General features: G+C 64.5%; 32 protein-coding genes and 1 pseudogene. 22 read left to right on the top strand and 11 right to left on the bottom strand.

The genetic code is table 11. The annotated features are described in order from the left end of the window. The first annotated feature begins 118 nt into the window (after positions 1-118). The 4 genes from ccmB (at position 119) to L6639_RS10005 (ending at position 2,445) form a co-directional block, all read left to right on the top strand. Complete coding sequence (gene ccmB, locus L6639_RS10020; protein ID WP_237861203.1) at positions 119-787, top strand: heme exporter protein CcmB; 669 nt, start codon at positions 119-121, stop codon at positions 785-787. 88 nt (positions 788-875) lie between these two features. Next, entirely contained in the window at positions 876-1,661 is a 786-nt protein-coding gene (locus L6639_RS10015) for a heme ABC transporter permease (protein ID WP_237861202.1), read from the top strand. Then, positions 1,658-1,855, top strand: a complete 198-nt coding sequence (gene ccmD, locus L6639_RS10010) for a heme exporter protein CcmD (RefSeq protein ID WP_237861200.1) — start codon at positions 1,658-1,660, stop codon at positions 1,853-1,855. Before L6639_RS10015 ends, ccmD begins: the two co-directional genes overlap by 4 nt. Next, the gene (locus L6639_RS10005) at positions 1,852-2,445 is read left to right on the top strand and encodes a DsbE family thiol:disulfide interchange protein (protein ID WP_237861199.1); all 594 of its coding nucleotides are present in this window, start codon (positions 1,852-1,854) and stop codon (positions 2,443-2,445) included. The genes ccmD and L6639_RS10005 overlap by 4 nt, the downstream gene beginning before the upstream one ends. A gap of 42 nt (positions 2,446-2,487) precedes the next feature. Here L6639_RS10005 and L6639_RS10000 read toward each other — a convergent pair whose 3' ends face one another. The 3 genes from L6639_RS10000 to ftsY all read right to left on the bottom strand — a co-directional run bounded on the left by L6639_RS10000 (position 2,488) and on the right by ftsY (position 5,428). Continuing rightward, positions 2,488-3,669: a hypothetical protein gene (locus tag L6639_RS10000; protein ID WP_237861198.1), complete on the bottom strand. Its 1,182-nt coding sequence runs from the start codon at positions 3,667-3,669 to the stop codon at positions 2,488-2,490. A 205-nt stretch (positions 3,670-3,874) separates the two neighbouring features. Beyond that, positions 3,875-4,477: a septation protein A gene (locus L6639_RS09995; protein ID WP_237861197.1), complete on the bottom strand. Its 603-nt coding sequence runs from the start codon at positions 4,475-4,477 to the stop codon at positions 3,875-3,877. 3 nt (positions 4,478-4,480) lie between these two features. Further along, positions 4,481-5,428 (bottom strand): signal recognition particle-docking protein FtsY, encoded by a 948-nt coding sequence (ftsY, locus tag L6639_RS09990; protein WP_237861196.1) that lies wholly within the window; start codon positions 5,426-5,428, stop codon positions 4,481-4,483. 60 nt (positions 5,429-5,488) lie between these two features. Between ftsY and L6639_RS09985 the strand changes: the two genes are divergently transcribed. Together L6639_RS09985 and L6639_RS09980 are read left to right on the top strand one after the other, a co-directional pair. After that, positions 5,489-6,190, top strand: coding sequence for an RluA family pseudouridine synthase (locus L6639_RS09985; protein ID WP_237861195.1), 702 nt, complete (start codon positions 5,489-5,491; stop codon positions 6,188-6,190). A 102-nt stretch (positions 6,191-6,292) separates the two neighbouring features. Beyond that, the gene (locus tag L6639_RS09980) at positions 6,293-7,402 is read left to right on the top strand and encodes a DUF2336 domain-containing protein (RefSeq protein WP_237861194.1); all 1,110 of its coding nucleotides are present in this window, start codon (positions 6,293-6,295) and stop codon (positions 7,400-7,402) included. A gap of 133 nt (positions 7,403-7,535) precedes the next feature. On the opposite strand, the gene mtaB is transcribed toward L6639_RS09980, so the two are convergent. Both mtaB and dapF read right to left on the bottom strand, forming a co-directional pair. Continuing rightward, positions 7,536-8,789, bottom strand: coding sequence for a tRNA (N(6)-L-threonylcarbamoyladenosine(37)-C(2))-methylthiotransferase MtaB (mtaB, locus tag L6639_RS09975; RefSeq protein WP_237861192.1), 1,254 nt, complete (start codon positions 8,787-8,789; stop codon positions 7,536-7,538). Then, a complete protein-coding gene (dapF, locus tag L6639_RS09970; protein WP_237861191.1) occupies positions 8,789-9,664 on the bottom strand; it encodes a diaminopimelate epimerase in 876 nt (291 codons plus the stop codon). Before dapF ends, mtaB begins: the two co-directional genes overlap by 1 nt. 221 nt (positions 9,665-9,885) lie before the next feature. Between dapF and L6639_RS09965 the strand changes: the two genes are divergently transcribed. Both L6639_RS09965 and L6639_RS09960 read left to right on the top strand, forming a co-directional pair. Further along, positions 9,886-10,647, top strand: coding sequence for a GyrI-like domain-containing protein (locus L6639_RS09965; protein ID WP_237861190.1), 762 nt, complete (start codon positions 9,886-9,888; stop codon positions 10,645-10,647). A gap of 5 nt (positions 10,648-10,652) precedes the next feature. Next, a complete protein-coding gene (locus tag L6639_RS09960; RefSeq protein WP_237861189.1) occupies positions 10,653-11,360 on the top strand; it encodes an SIMPL domain-containing protein in 708 nt (235 codons plus the stop codon). Positions 11,361-11,453: 93 nt separating this feature from the next. Here the strand turns inward: L6639_RS09960 and L6639_RS09955 are convergent, their stop codons facing one another. Further along, a complete protein-coding gene (locus L6639_RS09955; protein ID WP_377803211.1) occupies positions 11,454-12,455 on the bottom strand; it encodes an MBL fold metallo-hydrolase in 1,002 nt (333 codons plus the stop codon). A gap of 315 nt (positions 12,456-12,770) precedes the next feature. Between L6639_RS09955 and ffh the strand changes: the two genes are divergently transcribed. The 7 genes from ffh (at position 12,771) to L6639_RS09920 (ending at position 18,699) form a co-directional block, all read left to right on the top strand. After that, positions 12,771-14,318, top strand: coding sequence for a signal recognition particle protein (ffh, locus tag L6639_RS09950; RefSeq protein ID WP_237861188.1), 1,548 nt, complete (start codon positions 12,771-12,773; stop codon positions 14,316-14,318). Positions 14,319-14,403: 85 nt separating this feature from the next. Further along, entirely contained in the window at positions 14,404-14,736 is a 333-nt protein-coding gene (gene rpsP / locus L6639_RS09945) for a 30S ribosomal protein S16 (RefSeq protein WP_057740692.1), read from the top strand. Between the two features lie 10 nt (positions 14,737-14,746). Beyond that, on the top strand, positions 14,747-15,301 hold the full coding sequence (rimM, locus tag L6639_RS09940; RefSeq protein ID WP_237861187.1) for a ribosome maturation factor RimM: 555 nt from the start codon (positions 14,747-14,749) through the stop codon (positions 15,299-15,301). A 118-nt stretch (positions 15,302-15,419) separates the two neighbouring features. Next, positions 15,420-16,175: a tRNA (guanosine(37)-N1)-methyltransferase TrmD gene (gene trmD, locus L6639_RS09935; protein ID WP_237861186.1), complete on the top strand. Its 756-nt coding sequence runs from the start codon at positions 15,420-15,422 to the stop codon at positions 16,173-16,175. 111 nt (positions 16,176-16,286) lie between these two features. Then, positions 16,287-16,667: a 50S ribosomal protein L19 gene (rplS, locus tag L6639_RS09930; RefSeq protein WP_092233923.1), complete on the top strand. Its 381-nt coding sequence runs from the start codon at positions 16,287-16,289 to the stop codon at positions 16,665-16,667. 323 nt (positions 16,668-16,990) lie between these two features. Further along, positions 16,991-18,397 (top strand): 3-isopropylmalate dehydratase large subunit, encoded by a 1,407-nt coding sequence (leuC, locus tag L6639_RS09925; protein WP_237861185.1) that lies wholly within the window; start codon positions 16,991-16,993, stop codon positions 18,395-18,397. Positions 18,398-18,489: 92 nt separating this feature from the next. Next, positions 18,490-18,699: a hypothetical protein gene (locus L6639_RS09920; RefSeq protein ID WP_237861184.1), complete on the top strand. Its 210-nt coding sequence runs from the start codon at positions 18,490-18,492 to the stop codon at positions 18,697-18,699. 62 nt (positions 18,700-18,761) lie between these two features. Here L6639_RS09920 and L6639_RS09915 read toward each other — a convergent pair whose 3' ends face one another. After that, entirely contained in the window at positions 18,762-19,271 is a 510-nt protein-coding gene (locus L6639_RS09915; RefSeq protein ID WP_237861183.1) for a hypothetical protein, read from the bottom strand. Between the two features lie 160 nt (positions 19,272-19,431). Here L6639_RS09915 and L6639_RS09910 point away from each other — a divergent pair, with 160 nt between their 5' ends. Next, positions 19,432-19,731, top strand: a complete 300-nt coding sequence (locus L6639_RS09910) for a DUF1330 domain-containing protein (RefSeq protein ID WP_237861181.1) — start codon at positions 19,432-19,434, stop codon at positions 19,729-19,731. A gap of 6 nt (positions 19,732-19,737) precedes the next feature. Here the strand turns inward: L6639_RS09910 and L6639_RS09905 are convergent, their stop codons facing one another. Next, the gene (locus L6639_RS09905; RefSeq protein ID WP_237861180.1) at positions 19,738-19,998 is read right to left on the bottom strand and encodes a hypothetical protein; all 261 of its coding nucleotides are present in this window, start codon (positions 19,996-19,998) and stop codon (positions 19,738-19,740) included. 151 nt (positions 19,999-20,149) lie between these two features. Here L6639_RS09905 and L6639_RS09900 point away from each other — a divergent pair, with 151 nt between their 5' ends. Further along, positions 20,150-20,359, top strand: a complete 210-nt coding sequence (locus L6639_RS09900; protein ID WP_237861179.1) for a hypothetical protein — start codon at positions 20,150-20,152, stop codon at positions 20,357-20,359. 7 nt (positions 20,360-20,366) lie between these two features. On the opposite strand, the gene L6639_RS09895 is transcribed toward L6639_RS09900, so the two are convergent. After that, positions 20,367-20,648 (bottom strand): hypothetical protein, encoded by a 282-nt coding sequence (locus tag L6639_RS09895; RefSeq protein ID WP_237861178.1) that lies wholly within the window; start codon positions 20,646-20,648, stop codon positions 20,367-20,369. A 165-nt stretch (positions 20,649-20,813) separates the two neighbouring features. Between L6639_RS09895 and L6639_RS09890 the strand changes: the two genes are divergently transcribed. Continuing rightward, positions 20,814-21,212 (top strand): metallopeptidase family protein, encoded by a 399-nt coding sequence (locus L6639_RS09890; RefSeq protein ID WP_237861177.1) that lies wholly within the window; start codon positions 20,814-20,816, stop codon positions 21,210-21,212. 4 nt (positions 21,213-21,216) lie between these two features. Here the strand turns inward: L6639_RS09890 and L6639_RS09885 are convergent, their stop codons facing one another. Beyond that, positions 21,217-22,020: a helix-turn-helix transcriptional regulator gene (locus L6639_RS09885; protein WP_237861316.1), complete on the bottom strand. Its 804-nt coding sequence runs from the start codon at positions 22,018-22,020 to the stop codon at positions 21,217-21,219. A 100-nt stretch (positions 22,021-22,120) separates the two neighbouring features. Here L6639_RS09885 and L6639_RS09880 point away from each other — a divergent pair. From L6639_RS09880 to L6639_RS09865, 4 genes and pseudogenes are all read left to right on the top strand, one after another. Next, positions 22,121-22,689, top strand: a pseudogene (locus tag L6639_RS09880) (pyridoxamine 5'-phosphate oxidase family protein). An 88-nt stretch (positions 22,690-22,777) separates the two neighbouring features. Then, positions 22,778-23,383, top strand: a complete 606-nt coding sequence (gene leuD, locus L6639_RS09875; RefSeq protein ID WP_084808657.1) for a 3-isopropylmalate dehydratase small subunit — start codon at positions 22,778-22,780, stop codon at positions 23,381-23,383. 79 nt (positions 23,384-23,462) lie between these two features. After that, positions 23,463-24,248 (top strand): capsular polysaccharide synthesis protein, encoded by a 786-nt coding sequence (locus tag L6639_RS09870; protein WP_237861176.1) that lies wholly within the window; start codon positions 23,463-23,465, stop codon positions 24,246-24,248. A gap of 133 nt (positions 24,249-24,381) precedes the next feature. Then, positions 24,382-24,801, top strand: a complete 420-nt coding sequence (locus tag L6639_RS09865; RefSeq protein WP_237861175.1) for a DUF6455 family protein — start codon at positions 24,382-24,384, stop codon at positions 24,799-24,801. A gap of 111 nt (positions 24,802-24,912) precedes the next feature. On the opposite strand, the gene L6639_RS09860 is transcribed toward L6639_RS09865, so the two are convergent. Continuing rightward, positions 24,913-25,665, bottom strand: a complete 753-nt coding sequence (locus tag L6639_RS09860; protein ID WP_237861174.1) for a hypothetical protein — start codon at positions 25,663-25,665, stop codon at positions 24,913-24,915. Positions 25,666-25,768 lie beyond the last annotated feature (103 nt).

Genomic DNA, 25,768 nt, shown 5'->3' with positions numbered 1-25,768 from the left:
GCACGCCATTTCCTGGGCTACCCCTCTCCCCTACCCTCCACCACAAGGGGGGAGGGAGCGCAGTTTGCCTGCGGCGCGAGCCGGGCTCACATGACCGCCTCGCCACCGGAGGTCACCCATGACCGCCCTCGCCGCCCTGATCCGCCGGGACATCAAGATCGCCCTCCGCGTCGGCGGCGGGGCGTTGATCGGCGTGCTGTTCTTCCTGACCGTCGTCGTCCTGATGCCCTTCGCGGTGGGGCCGGACCTGGCGCTGCTGTCGCGGCTGGGACCGGCGATCCTGTGGCTCGGCGCGCTGCTGGCGAGCCTGCTGACGCTGGACCGGCTGTTCATGGCCGACCATGAGGACGGCTCGCTCGACCTGATCACGATGAGCCGGACGCCGCTGGAACTCGCCTGCGCCGCCAAGGCGCTGGCGCATTGGCTGGCCGCGGGCCTGCCGCTGATTGTCGCAACCCCGGTGCTGGGCCTGCTTCTCAACCTCGACATGGTCGCGACCGGCGCGGTGGCGCTGACGCTGCTGGCCGGCACGCCAGCCCTGACCTTCACCGGCATGATCGGCGCGGCGTTGGCGGTGACGCTGCATCGGGGCGGGCTGCTGATGGCCGTGCTGGTGCTGCCGCTGTCGATTCCCGTGCTGATCTTCGGGGTCGCGGCCTCGCAGGCCGCAATCACGGGGCCGTTGTCGTTCGGCGCGCCGTTCTCGATCCTCTGCGCGCTGTCGCTGGTCAGCCTCGTGATCGGCCCGTTCGCGGCGGCGGCGAGCCTGAAACATGGACTGGATTGAAATGAGCCGGTCGCTTGACCCCGATCAACTTTCGCTGCGCGCTTTCATGCTGATTGCGTGAGCGTCCACCTGTGATTATCAGAATACCATGTCGCTGATCGACCTCGCCAACCCCACCAGGTTCCTCGCGCTTTCGGCGCGGGTGCTGCCGTGGCTTGTGGCCGCGACCATCATCCTGCTCACGATCGGCCTCTATCAATCCGCATACGCGCCCGACGATTATCAGCAGGGCGCGACCGTGAAGATCATGTTCATCCACGTGCCCAATGCGTGGCTGTCGATGTTCGTCTGGGGCGTGATGAGCGTGGCTTCGCTCGGCACGCTGGTGTGGCGGCATCCGCTCGCCGACGTCGCGGCGAAAGCCGCAGCTCCGATCGGCGCCAGCTTCACCTTCCTTGCGCTGCTCACGGGCTCGCTGTGGGGCCGGCCGATGTGGGGCACCTATTGGGAGTGGGATGCGCGGCTGACTTCGGTGCTGATCCTGTTCCTGATGTATCTCGGCCTGATGGCGCTGTGGCGCGCGGTAGAAGATCCCTCGCGCGCAGCGCGTGCCGCCGCCGTGCTGACGCTGGTCGGCGCGCTCAATCTCCCGATCATCAAATTCTCCGTCGACTGGTGGAACACGCTGCACCAGCCGGCCTCGGTGATGCGCATGGGCGGCTCGACGCTCGACAAATCGTTCCTGATTCCGCTCCTGGTGATGGCGATCGCGTTCACGCTGCTGTTCGTGACGCTGCACATCGCGGCCATGCGCAACGAGATTTTGCGCCGGCGCGTGCGCTCCTTGCAGATGATGCAGGCGAGCCGCGTCGCGTTTTCGAGCGATGTGGGGACCGCTTCGCGCCAGGAAAGCGCGTCGAAAGGGGTGGCATGACGATATCGCTTGGCCCCTACGCGTCCTTCATCGTGACGTCCTATGCCGCCGCCGCCATCGTGGTCGCGCTCCTGATCGGTTGGGTCATCATCGACTACCGCAACCAGACGGCGCGGCTGCGCGAGCTCGAGCGTAGCGGCGTCACGCGCCGCTCGGGTCGCAGTGCTGTGGACACACCAAAGACAACGATATGAGCGATCAAACCACTTCCGCGCCGCCGCAGCGCCGCACCTTCCTGATGGTGCTGCCGCTGCTTGCCTTTATCGGACTCGCCGTGCTGTTCTGGTTTCGGCTCGGCAGCGGCGATCCCTCGCGGATTCCCTCCGCGCTGATCGGCCATCCCGCGCCGCAGACCACGCTGCCGCCACTGGAGGGATTGCAGGCCGACAATGTCCAGGTGCCGGGCTTCGACCCTTCCGCATTCAAGGGCAAGGTCAGTCTCGTCAATGTCTGGGCCTCCTGGTGCGTGCCCTGTCATGATGAGGCGCCGCTCCTGAGCGAACTTGCCAAAGACAAGCGCTTCCAGCTCGTCGGCATCAACTACAAGGATACACCCGACAACGCCCGCCGTTTCCTCGGCCGCTACGGCAATCCGTTCGGCCGCGTCGGTGCCGACGCCAATGGCCGCGCCTCGATCGAGTGGGGCGTCTATGGCGTACCGGAGACTTTTGTGGTCGGCCCTGAAGGCACCATCGTCTACAAGCTGGTCGGCCCGATCACGCCGGACAATCTCAAAGCCGTGCTGTTGCCGCAACTCGACAAGGCACTCAAAGCCGGAAGCTGACGATCTCGCCGATGAGCTCCTCCGCGGGCTGAGCTCACCAAGTCATCGCGACGATTGGTCCGTGTCGCCCGCAAGCAGGCCGGCCACGACATCCCAGCCCTTCTCGAACATATGGCCGACCTTGTGGCCGAAGGAATGGTCCGGACGCAACCGCGGCGATTCCAGAATGTGCGTCAGATGCCGGTGATCGCCAGGAATGGTACTGATCTCCGCATCGACGGCGGCCTGGACCGCCGTCATCAGCTCATCCAGGTGCTGGGCCCATTCGGATCCCCTAAGCTCGATCTCGGTCCTCAGCGCCTCCTCGATCCGGTAGATCTCACTAACAATTTCCTTGGCCCGCGTCGGGCGGCTGTTCCTGAGCGCGAAGAGCAAGAGGAGGTGCTTCTCCTCGATCTGATCGATCACCATCGATACGGCAATCGCAAAGGGAGATGCCGCGATCCGCGCCGCAGCCCGGTCGTCAGCCGGAACGGTCGCGATAGACAATAGCTCCCAAGGGGTTTCCAGACGCTTTGCGACGATCGTGAGCGCGAACGGCACGGCATCGGCATGCCTGGCCTTGAGCGCGGTCAAGAGGCCAAGGACCTTGTCGAGACTGGCGCCCTCGAGCCGCGCAATCTTCGGAGGGAGTGCCCGGCCGAAATCCTCGAGCTCCCGTTGCATGTCGAGGTAGCGCAGCATCTTCTTGAGGTCGTCGAACGTCGCATGCGAGCTGGTATAGGCCATCAGCCCGTCGCGAATGCCGGCAGCACCCTCGGCAGAACCAAGCAGGCCGTTGAGAGAGATCAGGACCTTCTTCTGGAACGCTTGGGCCAGCTGCCGCGCCTCGTGCTGCCTGTCGGCCGAGATGACATCGGTCGCGTTGGCGATGTAGTCGGCGGCCATGCTGCGCAGCAATTGCTCCGTCACAAGGCTCCAGATCGGTGCCAGCGACCCACGGGCGATCTGGCCGCTATTGGCCCGCTCCGGCGCCCTGTCCACCAGGACCGGCTCGAGCGGCTCGAAGAAGTAGCGTGAGGGATTTCCGACCCGATAATGATTCTGGCCCGTGTTGCGAAACTCGGCGCGAAGCGCCGCGATCAACGGTTCGGAATGCGGAATGTCCTCGCCGAGGAGATGTAGCCGTTCCAGTTCGGCAAGCAGGCGGCGCCGGACCTGCGGTGCGAGTTGCCGGAGGTACTGGATCAGGTGTTCAGCGGTGTGGTCCTGTTTTGCGCTCACCACCGGGCCTCCGCGTACGGGCTCAATCCGCGGATTGGATGAGGAGAAAGGCTATCGCCTGCGACCTTTCAGGCAAGGTAAAGCGCTGAACAATCTCAGCTTGCAGTTACGGAGCGGTGAAGAAACCGATCGACAGAGCGCACGAAACGCACGCCAGGGTGAATATGCCTGGTCGCGGCCGGGAACCGCAGGGCCGGAACCGGCGTCAGCCCTTCCTCACGTCCCCCGCCTCGGCCTCGCTGGTCTCCAGCGACACCGGCTCGATCCCGTAGCGCTTGGTCAGCGGCATCTGGGCGATGGCGAAGATCATGGTGATGGGCGTGACGCCGAACACCTTGAAGTTCACCCAGAAGTCCGTGCTCTGGGTGCGCCAGACGATCTCGTTCAGCACGGCCATGCCGGCAAAGAACAGCGCCCAGCGCAGGGTGAGGATGCGCCACCCTTGCGGGGTCAGGTTGAACATCTGGTCGAACATCACGGCGATGAAGGAGCGGCCGAACAACAGGCCGCCGCCGAGGATCGCGGCGAACAGGCCGTAGATGATGGTCGGCTTGACCTTGATGAAGGTCTCGTCGTGCAGCACCAGGGTCAGCGTGCCGAACACCAGCACGATCACGCCTGTGACGATCGCCATGATCGGGACGTGGCGCGTCACCACATAGGACGCTGCCATCGCCGCCACGATCGCGACCATGAAGGCGCCGGTCGCAGCGAACAGATTGAACTTCGCATTGACGAAGAAGAACACGAGCAGCGGACCGAGCTCGGTCGCAAGCTTGAACAGCGGATGCGGCTGGGTCTTGTCCATACTCTAGCTTTCGATTCCGGCAATGGCGCGGGCGAAATCGCGCGCGGTGAACGGCGCGAGATCGTCGACGCCTTCGCCGACGCCGATGAAATGCACCGGCAGTTTGAATTTCTCCGCCAGCGCCACCAGAATGCCGCCGCGCGCGGTGCCGTCGAGCTTGGTCATCACGAGACCCGTGACCCCGGCGGTGCGATGGAAGGCCTCGACCTGCGACAGCGCGTTCTGGCCGACGGTGGCATCTAGCACGAGGAGCACCGCGTGCGGCGCTGACGCGTCCACCTTGCGAATGACGCGCACGACCTTCTCGAGTTCGTTCATCAGCTCGGCCTTGTTCTGCAAGCGGCCGGCGGTATCGATCAGCAGCACGTCGATGTTCTGCTCTTTGGCAGCGGTCAGCGCGTTGAAGGCGAGGCTCGCCGAGTCCGAGCCCTGCGCGCCCGCAATGACGGGCGTCTTGGTCCGCTCGCCCCAGACCTTGAGCTGCTCGATCGCGGCGGCGCGAAACGTGTCGCCTGCGGCGAGCATCACCTTGCGGCCTTCGGAGGCAAACTTTTGCGAGAGTTTTCCGATGGTCGTGGTCTTGCCGGAGCCGTTGACGCCGACCACGAGGACGACGAACGGCTTCCTGGCCGCATCGATCTCGAGCGGCTTCGCCACCGGCGCCAGCACCTTCTCGACCTCGGTCGCGACGACGTCCTTGACCTCGTCGGCCGAAATCGCCTTGTCATAGCGACCGGTGCCGACGGCGTCCGCAATCCGTACCGCAACTGACGTGCCGAGGTCGGCGCGCAGCAACACGTCCTCGATGTCGTCGAGCATGGCGCGGTCGAGCTTGCGCTTGGTGACGAGATCGGCGACCGCGGTCCCGAGCGAGGACGAGGTGCGCTTCAGCCCGTTGGACAGGCGGCGCCACCAGCTCAGCTTGGGGGGATCTGACGTGGTATCGTTCATGGCGGGGGTGTGTTAGCCGTTCCCGCCGTTAAACGAAAGTCTTGTCCGAAAGTCCTGCAATTGCTCGATGTTCCCGAATTGACCACCGAGGAGATCCTGGGCCGCGTGCTCCACCGCGACGGCTTGATGCTGGTCATCAACAAGCCGGCCGGGCTGCCGGTGCATCGCGGCCCCAAGGGTGGCCCCAATCTGGAGGACTCCTTCGACGCCCTTCGGTTCGGCCTGCCGCGGCCGCCGGTGCTGGCCCACCGCCTGGACAAGGACACCTCCGGCTGCCTGGTGCTCGGCCGCCATCGCAAGGCGACCGCCTCCCTCGGCCTTCTCTTCAAGCACGGCAAGATCGGCAAGACTTACTGGACCGTGGTTGAGGGCGGCCCTGCCGAGGATGAAGGCACCATCGATATGCCGCTCGGCCGGCTCAATGCCGAGCGCGGCTGGTGGCAGAAGCCCGACCCCGAGGGTCAGAAGGCCGTCACCAATTGGAAGGTGATGGGCCGGGGCGACGGCTTCACGTGGCTGGCCATGGAACCGGTGACGGGCCGGACCCATCAATTGCGGGTGCATTCGTCCGCGACCGGCTGGCCGATCTTCGGCGATAACATTTACGGCAACGGCCCGCGCTTCGGCGAGCCGAAGCTGCATCTGCATTCCCGCGAGATCGTGGTGCCGATCTCCCGGAACAAGGAGCCGGTCCGCGTCGTCGCGCCAGCCCCGCCCCACATGCATGAGAAGCTCCGCGCCTGCGGCTGGAACGGGGAATAGCGGCCTCGAAGAGGCAAGGTTTACGAAACGTTCAGTGCTCGTCGCCAATGATAGCGGTTGCTTAGAACAAGCCCCCCATCCGCTCAGGACGAGCAACGCGTCATGTCCACGGCCCAGCTATCGATCATCGACGAGGTCGAATCCGCGATCCGGACCGGCTCGGCGGAAAAGGGCCTGGAGACCGCCCGGCGCGTCACCGACCTGTTTCTCTCCTCTGCCGGAAGCTTCAACGACGAGCAGATCGCGCTGTTCGATGACGTGCTCGAGCGCCTGATCGGCACCATCGAGCTGCGCGCCATCGCCGATGTGGCAGCGCGCATTGCGCTCGCCGAAATCAGCGCCCAGCTCGCGCCGATCGCGCAGGCGCCGCCCTCGGTGATCCGCCGCCTCGCCAACAATGACGAGATCCGCATCGCCGGTCCCGTGCTCCAGGAATCCGCGCGCCTCGACGACGGTGAACTGCTGAAGATCGCCTCCAGCAAAAGCGAGCCGCATCTGCTCGCGGTCGCCGGCCGCTGGTGGCTGAAGGAGATCGTCACCGACGCGTTGCTGGCGCGCCGCTATCCGAGCGTCAGCCGGCGCCTCGCCGCCAATCCAGGCGCGCGCATGTCCGGAAAGGGATTCACTGTTATCGTCGGACAGGCCGAGCTCGATCCCGAGCTCGCGGTGAGCATCGGCATCCGCGTCGACCTGCCGTCGGACCTGCGTCGGCGATTGCTGCGTTCCGCAACCGACGCCGTTCGCACACGCCTGCTGTCACGCGCACCGCCCGATCTGTTCGAGGAGATCCAGAATGCGATCGCCGCCGTCACCGTCGGCGTCGAGCGCGAGATGTCGGGCGTGCGCGATTTCGAGGGCGCCAAGCGGGCGGTCGGAAATCTCAAGGCGTCCGGCCAGCTCAACGAGGCGACGCTGCTCAACTTCGCGCGACACCCGCGCTACGAAGAGACCGTGGCCGCGCTGGCGGCGCTGTCGGGATCGACCGTCGAAGTGATCCGTCCGCTGATGCAGAGCCTGCGCGAAGACGGCCTGCTGGTGCCGTGCAAGGCAGCGCAGCTCAGCTGGGAAACAACGATCGCCGTGCTCGAAAGCCGTTTTGCGACCGGCGCGATGAAGCCGGCGGACCTGGCGAGGGCGAAGAGCAATTTTGCGCGCATGACGGCGGAGAACGCGCGGCGCACGCTGCGCTTCTGGCAGGTGCGGGCGTCGTAGGACTCGCTTTTCACCAAACTGACGGTGTCATCCCCCGCGAAAGCGGGGGATCCAGCATTCCGGAGACGGCAGTGAGCTACGGAGAAGCCGCAGCGTACTGGGTCGCCCGGTCAAGCCGGGCGACGACAGCGGATTACGTGGTCAGCCGCTCGCCATCATTGCCAGCAATCCTCAGCGATACAACGCTCCCCACACGCTCGCCCGCAATCGCCACCGGTAGATAGTGCTCCGTCCGCCCCTGCCCTTCGCTCTCGATCAGCACCTCGCGCGTTGCGCCGATCTCGGCTTGCAGCCGCTGCCGTAGTGCAGCGTCACCCGCTACCCGCAACCGCTTCGCGCGTTCCTTGATGGCGGGCCCCGCAACCTGCGGCATCTTCGCAGCCGGCGTGCCGGGGCGTGGCGAATAGGGGAAGACGTGCAGGAACGTCAGGCCGCATTCCTCGACCAGATCGAGCGAGCGCGCAAACATCTCGTCCGTCTCGGTCGGGAAGCCCGCGATGATGTCGGCGCCGAACGCGACATCCGGCCGCAAGCGGCGGACCTGATCGCAGAACGCGATCGCATCGCTGCGCAAGTGCCGCCGCTTCATGCGCTTCAAGATCATGTCGTCGCCTGACTGGAGCGACAGATGCAGATGCGGCATCAGCCTGGCATCATCGGCGATGGCATCGAGCAGATCGGCATCCGCCTCGATCGAATCGATCGAGGAGATGCGCAACCGCTTCAGCTCCGGCACGTGCCGCAAGATCTGCTTCGTCAACATGCCGAGCTTCGGCGCGCCCGGGAGATCAGCGCCATAGCTGGTGAGATCGACGCCGGTCAGCACGATCTCGGCATGACCGCGCTCGACCAGCGTACGCACCTGATCGACCACCGCGCCCATCGGCACCGAGCGCGAATTGCCGCGGCCATAGGGGATGATGCAGAAGGTGCAGCGATGGTCGCAACCGTTCTGCACCTGCACGAACACCCGTGGCAGACCGCTCGCATAGCCATCGATCAGATGCGGCGCCATGTCCTTCACGGCCATGATATCGCTGACCGCGACCTTCTCGCCGGCACCGAGATCGAAGGCGTCGCGCGCTGCACGCCACGCTTCGCTGCGCATCTTGTCGTCGTTGCCGACGACGCGGTCGACCTCGGCCATCTCGGCGAACATCGCGCTTTGCGTCTGCGCCGCGCAGCCGGTGACGACGATGCGCGCGTCCGGCCGCTCGCGTTTCAGCCTGCGAATCGACTGGCGTGCCTGCGCCACCGCCTCATTGGTGACGGCGCAGCTGTTGATGACGATGGTGTCGGAAAGCCCCGCGCCCTCCGCTTCGCGGCGGATCACCTCGGCCTCGAACGCGTTGAGGCGGCAGCCGAAGGTGACGATGTCGACGGCCATTAGCCCACCGGCGCGAACAGCGCCGGATCGAACTTGCCTTCATATTCGAAGGTCGCGGTGCCCGTCATCAACACGTGGTCGTCGCGCTCACGCCATTCGATGCCGAGCTTGCCGCCGGGCAACGCCATCTCGACCTTGCGCTCGGTGCGCTTCAGCCGCGCCGCAGCGACTGCAGTCGCACAGGCGGCCGAGCCGCACGCCCTCGTCAGGCCGGCGCCGCGCTCCCAGGTGCGCATCGTGATGTGCTCGCGATCGACGATATGGGCGAGCGTGATGTTGGCGCGATCGGGGAAGATCGGATGATTTTCCAACAGCGGGCCGAAGCGCTCGAGATCATAGGCGTTGACGTCGTCGACCCAGAAGATCGCGTGCGGATTGCCCATGCTGACCACGGACGGCGAATGCAGGATCGGATTGTCGATCGGTCCGATCTGCAATTCGATGTAGCGGGTGTCGCGAAACTCCTCCGCCAGCGGAATGTCCTGCCAGCCGAACTTCGGCGCGCCCATGTCGACGGTGTAGAGATCAGGCGCCGGGCCCTGCCAGGCATTGAGCAGGCCAGCCGCGGTCTGGAAGGTCACCGTGGTCTGCCCGCTCTTCTCGAAGATGCGACGGACTACGCAGCGCATGCCGTTGCCGCAGGCGCCAGCTTCGGAGCCGTCACTGTTGTAGATGCTGATGAAGGCCTCGGTGCCGTCGAGCCGGGGCTTCTGCAGCACCATGAGCTGATCATAGGGCACGCCGCCCTGCGCGGACGCCACCGCGCGGGCGTCATCGGGCGTGATGCGGCCCGCAGAATCGCGCATGTCGACAACGACGATCTCGTTGCCGATGCCGTTCATCTTGGCAAATGCGTGGTTGGCGAGCGCGCTCATGAAAATTCCCGAATTTCGCCCGTCTTATATGGCGATCCTTAGCCCTCTGGCCAGTGATTTGCGCTCCGCAGGGCCGGAGCGTCTGCCATGACGCATCTGTCATGGGACGAATTTGGCGCTCGCGTGTTAGAACGGCGAAAGTTCGCGCGACGGGGGATGCGCGACCGGATTTTGGCCTTCGTTGTTAAGGCCTTGATACGGAAGACCTTGGGGAGAATAGAATGATTGGGTTTCGTCGTCTTGCTCTGGCCGCGCTGATCCCGGCAGCGGCCTTGTCGCTTGGGCTATCAGGCGCCCTCGCGCAGACCCCGAGCCCGGCGCCTGCGGCCTCGGCAAGCCCCTCGCCGGCCCCGTCGGCCTCACCCTCTCCGGCCGCCAGCGCTTCGCCCGAAGCAACGCCGTCGCCGGCTGCCAGTGCCTCGCCCGCGCCAGCGGCATCGCCCTCTCCCGCAGCCAGCGCCTCACCGAGCCCTGCAACACCGCCGCCCGCTGCGGCCGCCACGCCGGCCCCGGTTCAGACCGCCGACCCCTTCGGCCTGGAGACCACGCTCGAGTCCAGGAAAGTCTTGATGGTCAAGGGCACCGCCAATTGGGACTCGGCCTTCGACACCCTGGTCGACGCCTTCAAGGCGCTGAACGCGCTGCTCGACAAGCAGGGCATCAAGCACGCCGGCAACGCGATAATCGTCTACACCTCGACTGATGACACCGGCTTCACCTTCTTCGCCGAAATCCCTGTCGACCAGGATCCGAAGAACCTGCCCAAGGACATGAGCATCGGCAAATCGCCCGAAGGCAAGGCGCTGAAATTCGTCCATCGCGGCTCCTACGACAACATGGACAACACCTATGAGGCGATCACCAATCACCTCGACGACAAGAAGCTGGAAGCCAAGGACACGTTCATCGAGGAGTACCTCACCGATCCGCTCAAGACGGCAGAGGACAAGCTCGTGATCAATGTGTTCGTACCGCTGAAGTGAGACCGATGAAAAAACCTGCCGCGCTTGTTGTTTCCCTGGCCGCAATCGTCGCTGCCACGATGCCCGCGCTCGCCGATGATTTCCCGTCCGCCATCTCGGTGAGCGGCGAGGCGACGGTCTCGGCAGCACCTGACCTTGCGCAGATCGATGCCGGCGTCGCCAACGATGCCAAGTCGGCGAAGGAAGCGTCCGATGCCAACAACGCGGCGATGGGCAAGGTGCTGCTGGCGCTGAAGGGCGCGGGAATCCCCGAGAAGGACTACCAGACCTCGCGCCTGTCGCTGCAGCCGCAATATGCGCCGAACCGCTCAACCGGCGCTAATCCCGTGGTCGGCTTCCGCGCCTCCAACCGCGTCACCGTGAAAATTCGCGACGTGACCAAGGTCGCCGGCGTCATCGACACGCTGGTCAGCGCCGGCGCGAACGACATCGGCAACATCTCGTTCGAGGTGACGCAGGCCTCCAAGCTGCTCGACGATGCGCGCGAGCAGGCGGTCGCCGATGCCCGCCGCAAGGCCGAGATCTACGCCAAGGCCACCGGCGTCACGCTGGGTGCGCCGCTCAGCGTCTCCGAAGGCGGCGCTCCGATGCCGCTGTTCAAGGGCCGCATGGCCGCAGCCCCGATGGCCGCGCCCGCCGCGGTAGCACCTGGCGAGGAAACGCTGTCGGTGACGGTGAATGTGACCTGGGCGATCAAGCCGAAAGAGCAATAAGAGAGCTTCGCAAGAGGCACACTGTCGCTACAGCAATAGTGTCGTCCCGGCGAACGCCGGGACGACGAGATCAATGTGTTGCGAGAGCGGGCGCTAAATCTCCACGACCTGCCCCGGCTTCATCGCCACGAACCGCTCCTGCGGAATATTCGCCGCATCGAGCGCTTCCACCAGCGCCTTCGCAGGCGCATCGATCGCCTCGTCGGTCAGTTGGAACGTGCCGTGATGATGCCCGAGCGCCTGCTCGGCGCCGCAATCACCCAGCGCCTTCACCGCATCTTCCGGATTCATGTGCTGGTCGCGCATGAACCAGCGCGGCTCGTAGGCGCCGATGGGAAGGATCGCGAGGCGCAGCGGCCCGTGCTTCTCGGCGACGCGACGAAAATGCCGGCCATCGCCATAGCCGGAATCGCAGACCACGTAGATTTTTCCGGCCGGCGTCTCCAGCACAAAGCTCGCCCACAGCGCCTTGTTGCGATCGAACATGCCGCGCGCGGTCCAGTGCCGTGTCGGCACCAGATGCGCCGCAACGCCGCCGCCGAGCTCGACGCGATCGTGCCAGTCGAAGGCCTCCACCTTGATGGTGGAATCGGCGCCGCGCATCGTCACGTCATTACCGAGCGGCGTGACCACGCGCGGCGCAAAATTCTTGGCAAGCCGCGATAGCGTCGCCATGTCGAGATGATCGTAATGGCCGTGCGAGACCAGCACGACATCGACCTTCGGCAGCTTCTCGAAGGCGATGCCGGGATCATTGTGCCGCTTCGGCCCGGCAAAGCCGACCGGCGAGACCCGCGAGGACCAGACCGGATCGACGAGAATGTTGAGGCCGCCGGCCTGGATCAGCCAGCTCGCATGGCCAACGAAGGAGAGCCGCACCTTGCCGCCATCGACCCGCTCCGGCGGCGTGTCGACATGAGGGCTCGGGGCCCAATCGGGCCATTTGGCCCGCTCCCGCCGACCGCTGAACTGCCAGCGCAGCACCTCGCGGAGTGGCTTTGGCGGCGCGCCGTCGGGATCGAAGAAATGCAGACCGTTGAAATGGTCGGAGACGGGGCCGTCATAGGTTTTCAGGCGGCGGCGGGTGATCGGCACGGCGGGGCTCAGGGCTGGTTGCGGCGGTAAGACATCACCGGCTATATGGGCGGGCTTGACGAAAAAGGAACCCGTCGGCGGAAAGTGCCTGATTTCAAGGCCTTGGCCTGGCAATGGCGTCCCAGCACCCTAACTTTCCTTGACTTTTGGGCGTGAGCGGCGTTTAACCCCGCCACTTTCTCGGAAAGGCTTTCTTTTCGACCCGCCGACTGGCCCCGGAGGCCAGAGGTCAACGCCCGACAGCGCGATGCGCCCTCGGGCGCAAAGGTGTTTGGAAGGTCGCCATTCTGGCGAGCAGGACAAGGGACAATTGCATTGTTCGACAATCTGTCGGAACGGCTTGGTGGCATTCTCGATCGTCTGACGGGGCGCGGTGCGCTGACCGAAAAGGACGTCGACGCCGCGATGCGCGAGGTGCGCCGCGCGCTGCTCGAGGCCGACGTTGCGCTCGAAGTCGTGCGCAGCTTCACCGAACGCGTCCGCGAGCAGGCGATCGGCGCCACCGTCGTCAAGTCGGTCACACCAGGCCAGATGGTGGTCAAGATCGTCCATGACGAGCTGATCAACACGCTCGGCGCCGAAAGCCAGACCATCGACGTCAATTCCGTGCCGCCGGTGCCGATCATGATGGTCGGCCTGCAAGGCTCCGGTAAGACCACCACCACCGCAAAGCTCGCCCGCCGCCTGGTCCAGCGCGACAAGCGCAAGGTGCTGATGGCCTCGCTCGACGTCTATCGCCCGGCGGCGATGGAGCAGCTCGCGGTGTTAGGCCGCGACCTCGACATTCCGACCCTGCCGATCGTGGCGGGACAGCAACCGCCGCAGATTGCGAAGCGCGCGCTGGAAGCCGGCAAGCTCGGCGGCTACGACATCGTGCTGCTCGACACCGCCGGCCGCACCACGCTCGACGAAGAGATGATGGCGGAAGCCGCCGCGATCAAAGCCGCTGCCAATCCGCATGAGGTGCTGCTGGTCGCGGACAGCCTCACCGGCCAGGACGCCGTGAATCTCGCGCGCGCGTTCGACCAGCGCGTCGGCCTCACCGGCATCGTTCTGACGCGCGTCGACGGCGACGGCCGCGGCGGCGCTGCGCTGTCGATGCGCGCGGTCACCGGCAAGCCGATCAAGCTGATCGGTACCGGTGAAAAGACCGACGCGCTGGAAGATTTCCATCCTGATCGTATCGCCGGCCGCATCCTCGGCATGGGTGACGTCGTGTCACTGGTCGAGCGCGCCGCCGCCAATATCGACGCCGAGAAGGCTGCGCGCACTGCCGAGCGTATGCGCAAGGGTCAGTTCGACCTCAACGACATGCGCGAGCAGCTGCTGCAGATGGCGAATATGGGCGGCATCAGCGGCCTGATGGGCATGATGCCCGGCATCGCCAAGATGAAGAACCAGATCGCGGCCGCCGGCATCGACGACAAGATCTTGAAACGCCAAGTCGCGGTGATCGATTCCATGACGCGCGACGAGCGCCGTCATCCGGATCTGCTGAAAGCGAGCCGCAAGAAGCGCATCGCTGCAGGCAGCGGCCAGAGCGTCGAGCAGGTCAACAAGCTCCTGAAGATGCACCGGAACATGGCCGACGTGATGAAGGCGATGGGCTCGGGCAAGCGCGGACCGCTCGCCGGCATCGCGCAGGCGATGGGCTTTGGCGGCGGCATGAAGATGCCGTCTCCGGAGGAGATGAAGGCGCTGCAGGAGAAGATGCAGAGTGGCGGCGGACAGGGTCTGCCCAGCCTGCCGAAGGATTTGCCGCCGGGTCTTCGCACCGGCCTGCCGAACCTGCCCGGACTGACCGGGCTGAGCGGCAAGCCGACGCTGCCGGGTCTCGGCGGTTTCCCGGGCAAGAAGAAATGAGGAATTCGTCGCGAGGGATCGCTCCGGTCTCGCGCAACGCGGAATACCAATCAACCGAACAAAACGTACTTTGAAGGAGAACTAGATGTCCGTCGTTATCCGCCTCGCCCGCGCAGGCACCAAGAAGCGTCCCGTCTATCACGTCGTCGTCGCCGATTCGCGTTTCCCCCGCGATGGCCGCTTCATCGAACGCCTCGGCTACTTCAACCCGCTGCTGCCGAAGGACAACGAGACCCGCCTGAAGCTCGACATGGACAAGGTGAAGGCCTGGCTCGCCAAGGGCGCGCAGCCGTCGGACCGCGTGTCCCGCTTCCTCGACGCCGCCGGCGTCAAGAAGCGCGAAGCGCGCAACAACCCCGAGAAGGCCGTGCCGCGCAAGGAGCGCAAGGCGCAGGCCGAAGCCGCTGCGAAGGCTTAAGGGCTAGGCCATGTCGGCGCTGATCTGCGTCGCGCGGATCGGCGCCGCGCATGGTGTGCGCGGTGCGGTCAAGCTGTGGACCTTCACTGAAGATCCCTTTGCCGTGAAGCGCTACGGTCCGCTTCTCTCCAAGGACGGCAAGCGCCAGTTCGAGCTGGCGCAGGTCCGCGAAGCGAAGGACCATCTGGTCGCGACCTTCAAGGGCGTCGCTACCCGCGATGAGGCCGAGCGCCTCAACGGCATCGAACTCTACGTCGCGCGCGACAAATTGCCCGCGACCGACGAGGACGAATATTACCACGCCGATCTGATCGGGCTCGCCGCCGTCACCACTGACGGCGATGCGCTCGGCCGCGTGCTCGCGATCCATAATTTCGGCGCCGGCGACATCATCGAGATCGCGCCGCTCAAGGGCGCGACGATGCTGCTGCCGTTCACGAACGCCGTGGTGCCAGAGGTCGATCTCAAAGGCGGCCGCGTCGTGATCGCGCTGCCGCAGGAGATCGAGGGCGACAAGGACGAAGCTCGATCCACGAGTCGTCCCCGCGAAGGCGGCGACCCATAACCACGGGCCGAATTTTTTCGCTAAGCTGGTAGCCCGAGACATCGCAAAACGAAGTGCGGTGATGATGGGTCCCGGGCTCGCGCTTTGAGCGCCCCGGGACGACGAAAGCTGAGATTTGATGACCAACCCCCCACCCTGGCGCGCGACGGTGCTGACGCTGTTTCCGGAGATGTTTCCGGGACCGCTCGGCGTGAGCCTGGCCGGCCGGGCGCTGGCCTCCGGCCTGTGGCAGATCGAGGCGCGGGATATCCGGGCCTCCGCCACCGATCGCCATCGCAGCGTCGATGACACCCCGGCCGGTGGCGGGCCGGGCATGGTGCTGCGGGCCGATGTGTTGGCCGCGGCGATCGATGCCGCCGAGATCGGCCCGGACCGGCCGAAGCTGCTCATGAGCCCGCGGGGTCGGCCATTGACCCAGGCGCGCGTGGTGGAGCTGGCCCGGAGCCCCGGCCCCCTCATCGTCTGCGGGCGGTTCGAGGGGATCGACCAGCGGGTGATCGATGCGCGCGGCCTGGAGGAGGTCTCGATCGGCGATTACGTGCTGTCCGGGGGCGAAATCGCCGCGATGGCGCTGATCGACGCCTGCGTCCGCCTGCTGCCGGGGGTGATGGGCAAGGAAGCCTCGGGAACCGAGGAGAGCTTTTCGGACGGCCTGCTCGAATACCCCCAATACACCCGCCCGCAGCTGTTCGAGGGGGTTCCGATCCCCGAGATCCTGACCTCGGGCGATCATGCCAAGGTCGCCTCCTGGCGGCGGGCGCAATCCGAGGCCCTGACGGAGGCCCGGCGACCTGATTTGTGGGCCCAAATCCCACCCAAAGCCCCGAATCGGCCCGGGCGCCAAAAAACGCCAAAAAACAAGACAGACGGGTGACAAACGCTCCGGCTTGCCTTATAGGAGCGCCCACATCCGCAATGGCTGGATAGACGAATTTCGCGCAGCCCCCGTTTCTTAAAGGCTGGGCGCGCCGATGGAGATTTACCCATGAACCTGATCAAGCAGCTCGAGCAAGAGCAATTCGACAAGCTGTCCGCCGGCAAGGACATTCCCGAATTCGGTCCCGGCGACACCGTGATCGTCAACGTGAAGGTCGTCGAAGGCGACCGCACCCGCGTGCAGGCCTATGAAGGCGTCTGCATCGGCCGTTCCGGCGGTGGCCTCAACGAGAGCTTCACCGTTCGCAAGATCTCCTACGGCGAAGGCGTCGAGCGCGTGTTCCCGGTGATGTCGCCGATGATCGACTCGATCAAGGTGGTGCGTCGCGGCAAGGTGCGTCGTGCCAAGCTCTATTACCTCCGCAATCTTCGCGGCAAGTCGGCGCGCATCGTCGAGAAGACCGAGCACGCCAAGGCCGTCAACGAGTAAGCTCCGCTTACAGTCGAGTTTCGAAGAGCGCGGGGCAAACCCCCGCGCTTTTTTGTTGCGTCAGCCGTGCGCGTCAAACTACTCGCGCTTCCAAATCGGCCTGCTATATATTCCTGGAATGTTTCCAGATCTGACCAGCTTCGTGAGCCACCAGCGCATCGTCATCGACGATCGCTCGCGGCTGCCTGGCCGGTTCTTCGGACGCTTCGCGACCTCGGCAACGTCAGAGCTTACGCGCGCAGCCTAAAAGCTGCGCTGACGATTTTGTTGCCCCGCGCGCCACCCGCGCATTTCCGCTTACACATTCTTCGGAGCTGAAGCTCATGTCCAAGCCGACCACCCTGTACGACAAGATCTGGAACGACCATCTGGTGCACGAAGCCGACGACGGCACCTGCCTGCTCTATATCGATCGTCACCTGGTGCACGAGGTGACCTCGCCGCAGGCATTCGAAGGCCTGCGCGCCACCGGCCGCAAGGTTCACGCGCCCGAGAAGACGCTCGCGGTCGTCGACCACAACGTGCCGACCACCGATCGCACCAAGCCGAATCCCGATCCTGAAAGCATCGAGCAGATCAAGGCGCTGGCCGAGAACGCCAAGGAATTCGGCATCGAGTATTACAACGAGTTCGACAAGCGCCAGGGCATCGTCCACGTCATCGGCCCCGAGCAGGGTTTTACGCTGCCCGGCACCACCATCGTCTGCGGTGACAGCCACACCTCGACGCATGGCGCGTTCGGCGCGCTCGCGCACGGCATCGGCACCTCCGAGGTCGAGCACGTTCTGGCGACGCAGACGCTGATCCAGAAGAAGGCGAAGAACATGCGCGTCACCGTCGACGGCAAATTGCCTGACGGCGTCACCGGCAAGGACATCATCCTGGCCATCATCGGCGAGATCGGCACCGCCGGTGGCACCGGCTACGTGCTGGAATATGCCGGCGATGCGATCCGAGCGCTCAGCATGGAAGGCCGCATGACGGTCTGCAACATGTCGATCGAAGGCGGCGCGCGCGCCGGCCTCGTTGCGCCCGACCAGAAGGCCTACGACTTCCTGCGCGACCGTCCGAAGTCGCCGAAGGGCGCGGCCTGGGACGCAGCGATGCGTTACTGGGAGAAGCTGCGCTCCGACGAGGGCGCGCATTTCGACCATGAGCTGCGCCTCGATGCGGCAAAACTGCCGCCGATCGTGACCTGGGGCACGAGCCCTGAGGACGTGATCTCGGTGACCGGCATCGTGCCCGATCCTGACAAGATCGCTGACGAGGCCAAGCGTCTCTCCAAGCATCGCGCGCTCAAGTACATGGGCCTGACGGCGGGAACGAAGATCACCGACATCAAGCTCGACCGCGTCTTCATCGGCTCGTGCACCAACGGCCGTATCGAAGACCTGCGCGCCGCCGCCAAGATCGCCGAAGGCAAGCAGGTCGCAGGCACCGTCAACGCCATGGTCGTGCCGGGCTCCGGCATCGTGAAGGAGCAGGCCGAAGCTGAAGGTCTCGACAAGATCTTCATCAAGGCCGGCTTCGAATGGCGCGAGCCCGGCTGCTCGATGTGCCTCGCCATGAACCCGGACAAGCTGAAGCCGGAAGAGCGCTGCGCCTCGACCTCGAACCGCAATTTCGAGGGCCGCCAGGGCTTCAAGGGCCGCACGCATCTGGTGTCGCCGGCGATGGCGGCGGCGGCGGCGATCGCGGGTCACTTCGTCGATGTCAGGGACTGGCGCTAAGCCGCTTCCTGCAATTTGAACGAACGCGGCAAATTGCTGTTAAGCCGCAGCGCCGACAGTGTCCTCGCGACGATCTCGCGAGGACACCTCTCATGGCCAACAAGCCTGAATATGTCGACCTGATCAGCGATGCGACCCGCCAGCACCGGCGGCGCGCGGCGCCGCTGCGCATCGTCGCCAAGCCCGAGGCCGAGGAGACCTCCAAGCTCAGCCGCTGGCCGCCAACGATGCTCAAGCAGTGGAAGGTCGAGACGCTGATGCGGTGGAAATCGGCGTCGTTGAAACTGAAGGATTGGCTGTGAGGCAATGGTAAGCAAAGGGCGCCCGCGAGGCGCCCTTTTCATTTCAGCCGTTGCGACTCGACTCACCAATAGCGGTACGGATAGTGCCAACGATGCCAGTGGCAGATGCGGCGCGGGCCGTAATAGGTCCAGATGATCCGGCAGCGGCGCGGATAGTGATAGGTGGGATAATAGCCGCCGTAATAATAGCGCCGGTGGAAGTGGCGATAGCCGTAATAGGGGCGATAGTAGCCACCCCAGTGGCGATGATAGCCGCCATATCCGCCAAAGCGGTGGAAGCCGCCATAGCGATAACCGCCACCGTGGAAGCCACCGAAGTGCCCTCCGCCGCCGTGGAAGCCGCCGAAATGTCCGCCACCGCCATGGAAATGTCCACCACCGCCGCCACCGCCATGGCGGACCTGGATCATCATGTCGTCGCTTGCAGCCTTCGCCGCGGGTAGCGCGGTCGGATTGATCGGCGTCATCGCGTCAGCGCGGCGCGCAATCCCTGCTGACAACATCAGAGCAGCCACAGCGGCAAGCCCGAGCAAGCGCAGCGAGCTTGTCCCGGGACGCAATATCCTCAGCATGGAATGTCTCCCTGAATCTGGACAGCGTCATTGCGGCGTAGTCGTCCCGCTGTCGCTGTTCATTTGCAGTCGCTCCCGAGATTAAACTAGAGACGGCGACGTGAACGCGCCATGAATGAACGACGCTCCGCGCAAGTCGATGCCGAGAGGAATTTGAGAGATGACCGTCTATGCGATTGCGCAGTTGAAGATGACGGACCGCGCGGCCTATGACCGCTACCAGGCGCGGTTCTTCGTTGTGTTCAGGAAATTCAATGGAAGACTGCTGGCCGCTGACGAACATCCGCGCGTGCTCGAAGGCGCGTGGCCGTATGACAAGCTTGTCATGATGTCGTTTCCCGACGAGGCTGCATTCCTCGCCTTCTCGACCTCGCCCGACTACGAAGACATCTCGCGCGATCGCAAGGCAGGCGCGCAAGCGACCGTGCTGCTGGTGAAGGGCTTTACGCCCGCAGGCTGAGCAGCGTCACCAGAACGGCCCGTAGCCCAGCACGAACGGCGCGGGCACACCGTAAGGGTAGGGACGGTAATAGACAGGCCGCGCGTAGTAGTGCGGATCAGGCCGCGGAACGTAGCGCGCAGCATCGTATCGCACGTGCCGTCGCCCATCGAACACCGCGCGGCCCGCGGAAGCGTCCGGCAGCTTCGTCACTCTCTGCGCGGCCGACACGCTCGACGCGCCCGCGGCAAGCCCGACAGCAACGGCCAATGCGACCCATCTCGTCATGACGACCTCCGCCCGCAATGTGAGAGGATCACACGGCCGCCGGCAAGTTAAAAGCGCCCAATCTGGAACGCTGGGCCTGAATCTGTTATGGATGAAAACCAGCCGTCAGCGACGTACGTATCTTCTGGTCGAGCGAATGCAGGAGACGGTCATGACACAGTTTCGAGCATTGCGAATACCTCGCCTCGCGATCGCAGCGAGCATTGCCCTTGGCGCGAGCTCGGCACTGGCCTCGCAGGGGCCTGGCGTCGAGAGCGGCACGGCAAGCCCAACGACGCAGCTCGTGATGGCGATCCTGGTCTATGGCGCGTCCGCTGCGATTGTCAGCGCCGGCCTGATCGGCGCGCTGCGCGGACACTGAGCCGGGATCAGCCGCGACGCCAGTAGCAGCTCATATGCGGCGTGATCACGGTGCCGCTGGGCCTGTGTTCCTGCACATAGGCAACGTTGCACTCGCGCACCGCGTCGGGGCCCGGGTTATAGCGCGGATAGACCTCGTCCGGGCTGTAATAGGGCGTGACGCGCAGGCGCGTCTGGGGCCGCCTGCGCGGCGGCGGAACGTCGTCAGGCGACACCGCCTGGGCCATACGGACGACAGTGCCAGCCGTCTCCGCCCGGGCGCTCACGCCAGATAGCGAAAACAACCCCATGCACAGTAGAACCAGTCCCGCTGTTCCTGCCCGCATTTCACACCACCCGGCTCAGTCAACCCCTTGAAGCGCCGTACGCTCCTCGTTTTCGCGCGCGACGTCAACTCTCCGCGCGATCCTATAAAGCCGGATGCATCGCTGCGAAACCCACGCTAAGACAAGCCCATGTGGACGGACCTGAAAGCGCCCTCGCTGGCCGAGATGGAAGTGACGGCGCACGACATTTTCGAGCGCCTGCCGGCGGAGTTTCGCGGGCTGTGCGAGGGCCTGATCATCCGCGTCGACGACTTCCCCACCGAGAACGTGCTCGACGAGATGGAATGCGAGAGCGAATTCGACCTGCTCGGCCTATTCCAGGGCGTCGGCCTGCCGCAACAGAGCCTTGGCGACGTGGCCCGGCTGCCCAACATGGTCTGGCTCTACCGCCGCCCGATCCTGGACTACTGGGCCGAGCACGACGAGAGCCTCGGCCATATCCTCCGCCACGTCCTGATTCACGAGATCGGCCACCATTTCGGCCTCTCGGACGATGACATGGAAGCGATCGAGGCGCAGGCCGAATAGGAAATCATCGATCGGATAGGGATGGCGCCGGCAGAAGCATCGTCAGCCGATAGTCGGGCCAACCCGCGAGCGACAGCGACACCTGCTGATAATGCAGCAGTCCCATGGTCGGATGATTGAACGCGCGTTCGCCGCCTTCGCGTGCCAAGACGCCCTGCGTTTCCCAGCAGCGCTGGAAGTCGGGGCTTGCCAGTCTCAGTTCCTCCACCAGCCGGCGAACTTCCGGATCGTCGGAGTAGGCTGTCGCGGCGGCACGGAACTCGGCGACGACGCGCTGCGCACGTGAACTCCAGTCGAGGATCAGGCTTCGCGCCTCTGGCCTGACGAAGATGTAGCGCAGCAGGTTTTTCTCGCCGTCATCGTCGAGCCATCCTGCAAACAACCGCGATGCTTTCGCATTCCAACGGCGCGCGCTCCATGTGCGATCGAGGATGTAGGCGGGACCATCGATCGCATCGACGCAGGCCAGGATCTCCTCGGGTGGATCGTCTCTGTGGCCCGGCCGCTCGGGATCGCGCTTACCCGCGACTTCAAACAGATAACCGCGCTCGGCAAGCGACAGGCGCAATCCGCGGGCGAGGCGCGCGAGGGCCGAGGCAGAGACCGACACATCGCGCCCCTGCTCGATCCAGGTGTACCAGGTGACGCTCAATCCGCAGAGCTGGGCGACCTCCTCACGCCGGAGGCCGGGCGTGCGCCGCCGTGGTCCGGCGGCGAGGCCGAATTCCGCCGGAGACTGACGCTCCCGGAGCGCCCGCAAGAACGCGCTGAGCGAGAGAGCAGGGGCGATCGGGTCTGGTCGTTTCATGGTGGTTTTTATACCAGCATATCTTGTGTTCTTAAACCGGTACCCTGGGTGTGTTAGCCTTTTTGCCTCGGCCCTCTCGCCGAGCAAGGACGGCACCGACATGGGCAAGCAATTCGCTGCGATCGAACCCGAGCACAGGGCTTTCATCGAGCGGCAGAAGATCTTCTTCGTCGCGAGCGCCCCGCCGAAGGGACGCATCAACGTGTCTCCCAAGGGCCTGGCGTCGTTCCTTGTGCTCGGCGAGAACGACGTCGCCTATCTCGACTGCACCGGCAGCGGCAGCGAGACCCGCGCGCACCTGATCGCTTCCGACGACAAGCGGTTGACCATCTGTTCTGCGCTTTCGACGGCCCTCCGATGATCCTGCGGCTGTACGGCGAGGGGCGGTCGCTCATGCGTGGCTCGCCTGAATACGCCGAGCTCGCCCCTCGGTTCGAGGACATGACCGGAGCGCGCCAGATCGTGCGCCTCTCGGTCGAGCTCGTGCAGAGCTCATGCGGTATGGGCGTGCCCCTGTTCGACTACAAGCAAGAGCGTGGCAGCCTCATCCGCTACTGGACGGCGCAGGGCGTCAACAATTTGCGAAAATATTGGGGCCTGAAGAACATGAAGAGCATCGACGGCCTGCCGACCGGCTTTGCGCCTGACAGCATGGCTCCGCCAAGCTGACAGACCAAGATTGCCGAATCCGGCCTAGGATTTGTATTCCAACCGGGCTAAACAGCCCTCCCCTGACTGCAAACCGGGAAGCCTAGAGATGGACAAGTTCACCACGCTGGAAGGCGTCGCGGCGCCGCTGAAGATCATCAATGTCGACACCGACATGATCATTCCGAAGCAGTACCTGAAGACCATCAAGCGCACCGGCCTTGGCAAGGGGCTCTTCTCCGAGCAGCGCTACAAGGACGACGGCAGCGAGAACCCGGATTTCGTCCTCAACCAGCCCGCCTATCGCAATACGAAGGTGCTGGTTGCCGGCGACAATTTCGGCTGCGGCTCGAGCCGCGAGCATGCGCCCTGGGCGCTGCTCGATTTCGGCATCCGCTGCGTGATCTCGACCTCGTTCGGCGACATCTTCTACAACAACTGCTTCAAGAACGGCATTCTGCCGATCCGCGTCTCCCAGGAAGACCTCGACAAGCTGTTCGACGACGCTGAGCGCGGCGCCAACGCGACGCTGACGATCGACCTGCCGAACCAGGAGATCCGCGGGCCCGATGGCGGCAAGGTCAAGTTCGAGATCGACCCGTTCCGCAAGCACTGCCTGATCAACGGCCTCGACGACATCGGTCTGACGATGGAGAAGAAGTCCTCGATCGACACCTATGAAGAGAAGCTCAAGCGCGAACGCGCCTGGGCCTGAACTCAAGTTTCATTTGAAGCCCCGGTGCGACAAGCGCCGGGGCTTTTTCTTTGCCTCTGATATCCCGTATAGCTGCGCCATGCTTCCCGAGATCGTCACCTTCTGGCATGGCCCGATGGACACGCTACGCCAGACCTGCCTGCGCTCGCAGCTGGCGGCCGGCCACAAGGTCACGGTCTATAGCTTCGACACCATTCCGGGTCTTCCGGCTGGCATCGAGAACGCGGACGCCGAAGCGATCCTGCCGCACGCCTTCTCCGAACGCTTGCGGCCGCCGCAGCCGGACGGCAGCTGGCGCGACTGGACCACGCTCCAGTTCAGCGACTTCTTCCGCATGAAGCTGATGGCGAAGAATCTCGGCCTCTGGCTCGACGCCGACGTGCTGCTGCTCAAACCCGTCGAGATCGATCCGGCAAAGCCTTATTTTGCCTGGGAGCGATCCCGCCGGCTCGGCAACTCCGTTCTCTATCTGCCGCAGGACCATCAGATCGTTCGCGCCTTCGAGGGTCTGATGGAGCAGGAGGAACTGACCCCGGAATGGCTGTCGCTGAGCCACCGCTTGAGCTTTGCGATCAAGCGCCTGAGCGGCGGCTCGCAGCGTCTGTCCGACCTTCGCATCGCCATCTTCGGGCCGCCGGCCTTGACCATCCTCGCCAAGCGTTCAGGTGATCTTCAAAAGGCGTTGCCGAAGAAATCGTTCTATGCGGTGCATTCCGAGCCAAGGCTGTTCTTCGATCCCTCGAGCTATCTCGGCATCATCACCGACCCCCAAGTGATCGGCCTCCACATCTCCGGCAAGGGGCGCTCCTTGCAGCCGCCGATTCCCGGCAGCCTGTTCGCCTGGGCGGTAGAGCGGTTTCGCTGAGGTCTCTCATCCCGTGTCCCGGACGCGCCGCACCGCGTCCGGGACACGGGAGTTGAATTTGATCCAGCGCAACGTGCTCCTGCATCATTGTGCCTAATGTCGCTCCAGTTCCGACGTTCGAATGGAGCTTTCCATGAGCACCGCAAGCAGACCTTATCCCATCGTTCAGGATCTCATCGAGTCCTTCGCGAGCTGGCTGAAGCATCGCCGCGAGATGGCCGAGATGCGGCAGCTCGATCGCTCCGAGTTCGACCGGATCGCAAACGATCTCAGGATCGCGCCTGATGATCTCGAAGAGCTGGTCCGCCACGGCAAGCATGCCGCCGACGAACTGCCCAAGATGCTGGAGCAGCTCGGCATCGACGCGGAGGCACTCGGACGCGCACAGCCGCTGCTGCTGCGCGACATGGAGCGGGTCTGCTCGCTCTGCGGTCACAAGGGCCAGTGCGACCGCGATCTCGCCGACGGCACCGCGGCCGAAAACTATCACGGCTATTGCGGCAACGCCGCGACGCTGGAATCGCTCGATCGCACCGAGGTCGCGTCGCGCTGACGCGCGATGAGATTGGGTCCAATCGTCATCGCGCTTTAGCTTTTTGCTTGAGCATGATCTTTTCGGAAAACCGCTTCACACTTTTCCGGATCATGCTCTAGCGCCCAGCGCTCAGAATCCGACCTTCTCGTTCATGTAGAACGTGTTGAGAATGGTGACCCTGTCACGATCGGTATGGATCTGTGGACGGCCGTGCCAGCTCATCCTGGTCAGGGTGTGATAGGCCTTCAGGACCACGAAGGCATAGCCGACATTGGGCAGGAACGGGATCGTCTTCACGGGCTCGAGGCAGTAGGAGCCGACGTGAAACAGTCCCTTGAGGGATGCCTGGTAGAGCGTCGTTCCCAGCGCTTCCTGACTGTCGTCGGCCGGACAATAGAGCTGCATCGTCACGACCTTCTTGCGCGTGTCCGGATGCGGCTTGATCTGATAGCCGTCCCTGTCGACATACACGACCGGCTTTGCGACCAGCGTCAGATCCTCAGGCTTAGCCACCTTGTCGCCACGGGCGCGAATCTCGAGCCCGTCATGCAGCCGGTTCCGTATCGCCTGCTCGACGGGCTTCGACGTCAGCATGGCCGAGACGGCAGCCCAGGCAGGGCGCAGCGACGGCTCGATCTTGTCGACATTTTCGCCGTAGAGACGCAGCGCCATCCGTGTCCCCGTACCGGTGATCGGATCGTAGCCCTGGGTCGGCACGCTCCGGATCATGTCCCGGTAGAAATCCGCGGGGAAGAAATCGCGGAAGACGATGTGGGGAAACGGAGACGCGGAATGATCAGCGGCCTCGATGCTGCGCACCGCATGGGCGGTAAGTTCGTCGACGAGATTGGCCGGAGCAGCCACTTCAGCAAGAGCCGTCATGAGGATACCTCACACCAGGTTGGACCCAGTATTTTCAAGTGTTTCCGGGATTACCTTGCGACGTGGACCTTATGCAAGTCAACGGCAGCGACCGCGGCGGATA

The sequence above is a fragment of the Bradyrhizobium zhengyangense genome, assembly GCF_022012555.1.
GTDB lineage: Bacteria > Pseudomonadota > Alphaproteobacteria > Rhizobiales > Xanthobacteraceae > Bradyrhizobium > Bradyrhizobium zhengyangense.
The sequence above is the reverse complement of the archived record's forward strand: the minus strand, read 5'-3'. Positions and strand labels throughout refer to the sequence as shown.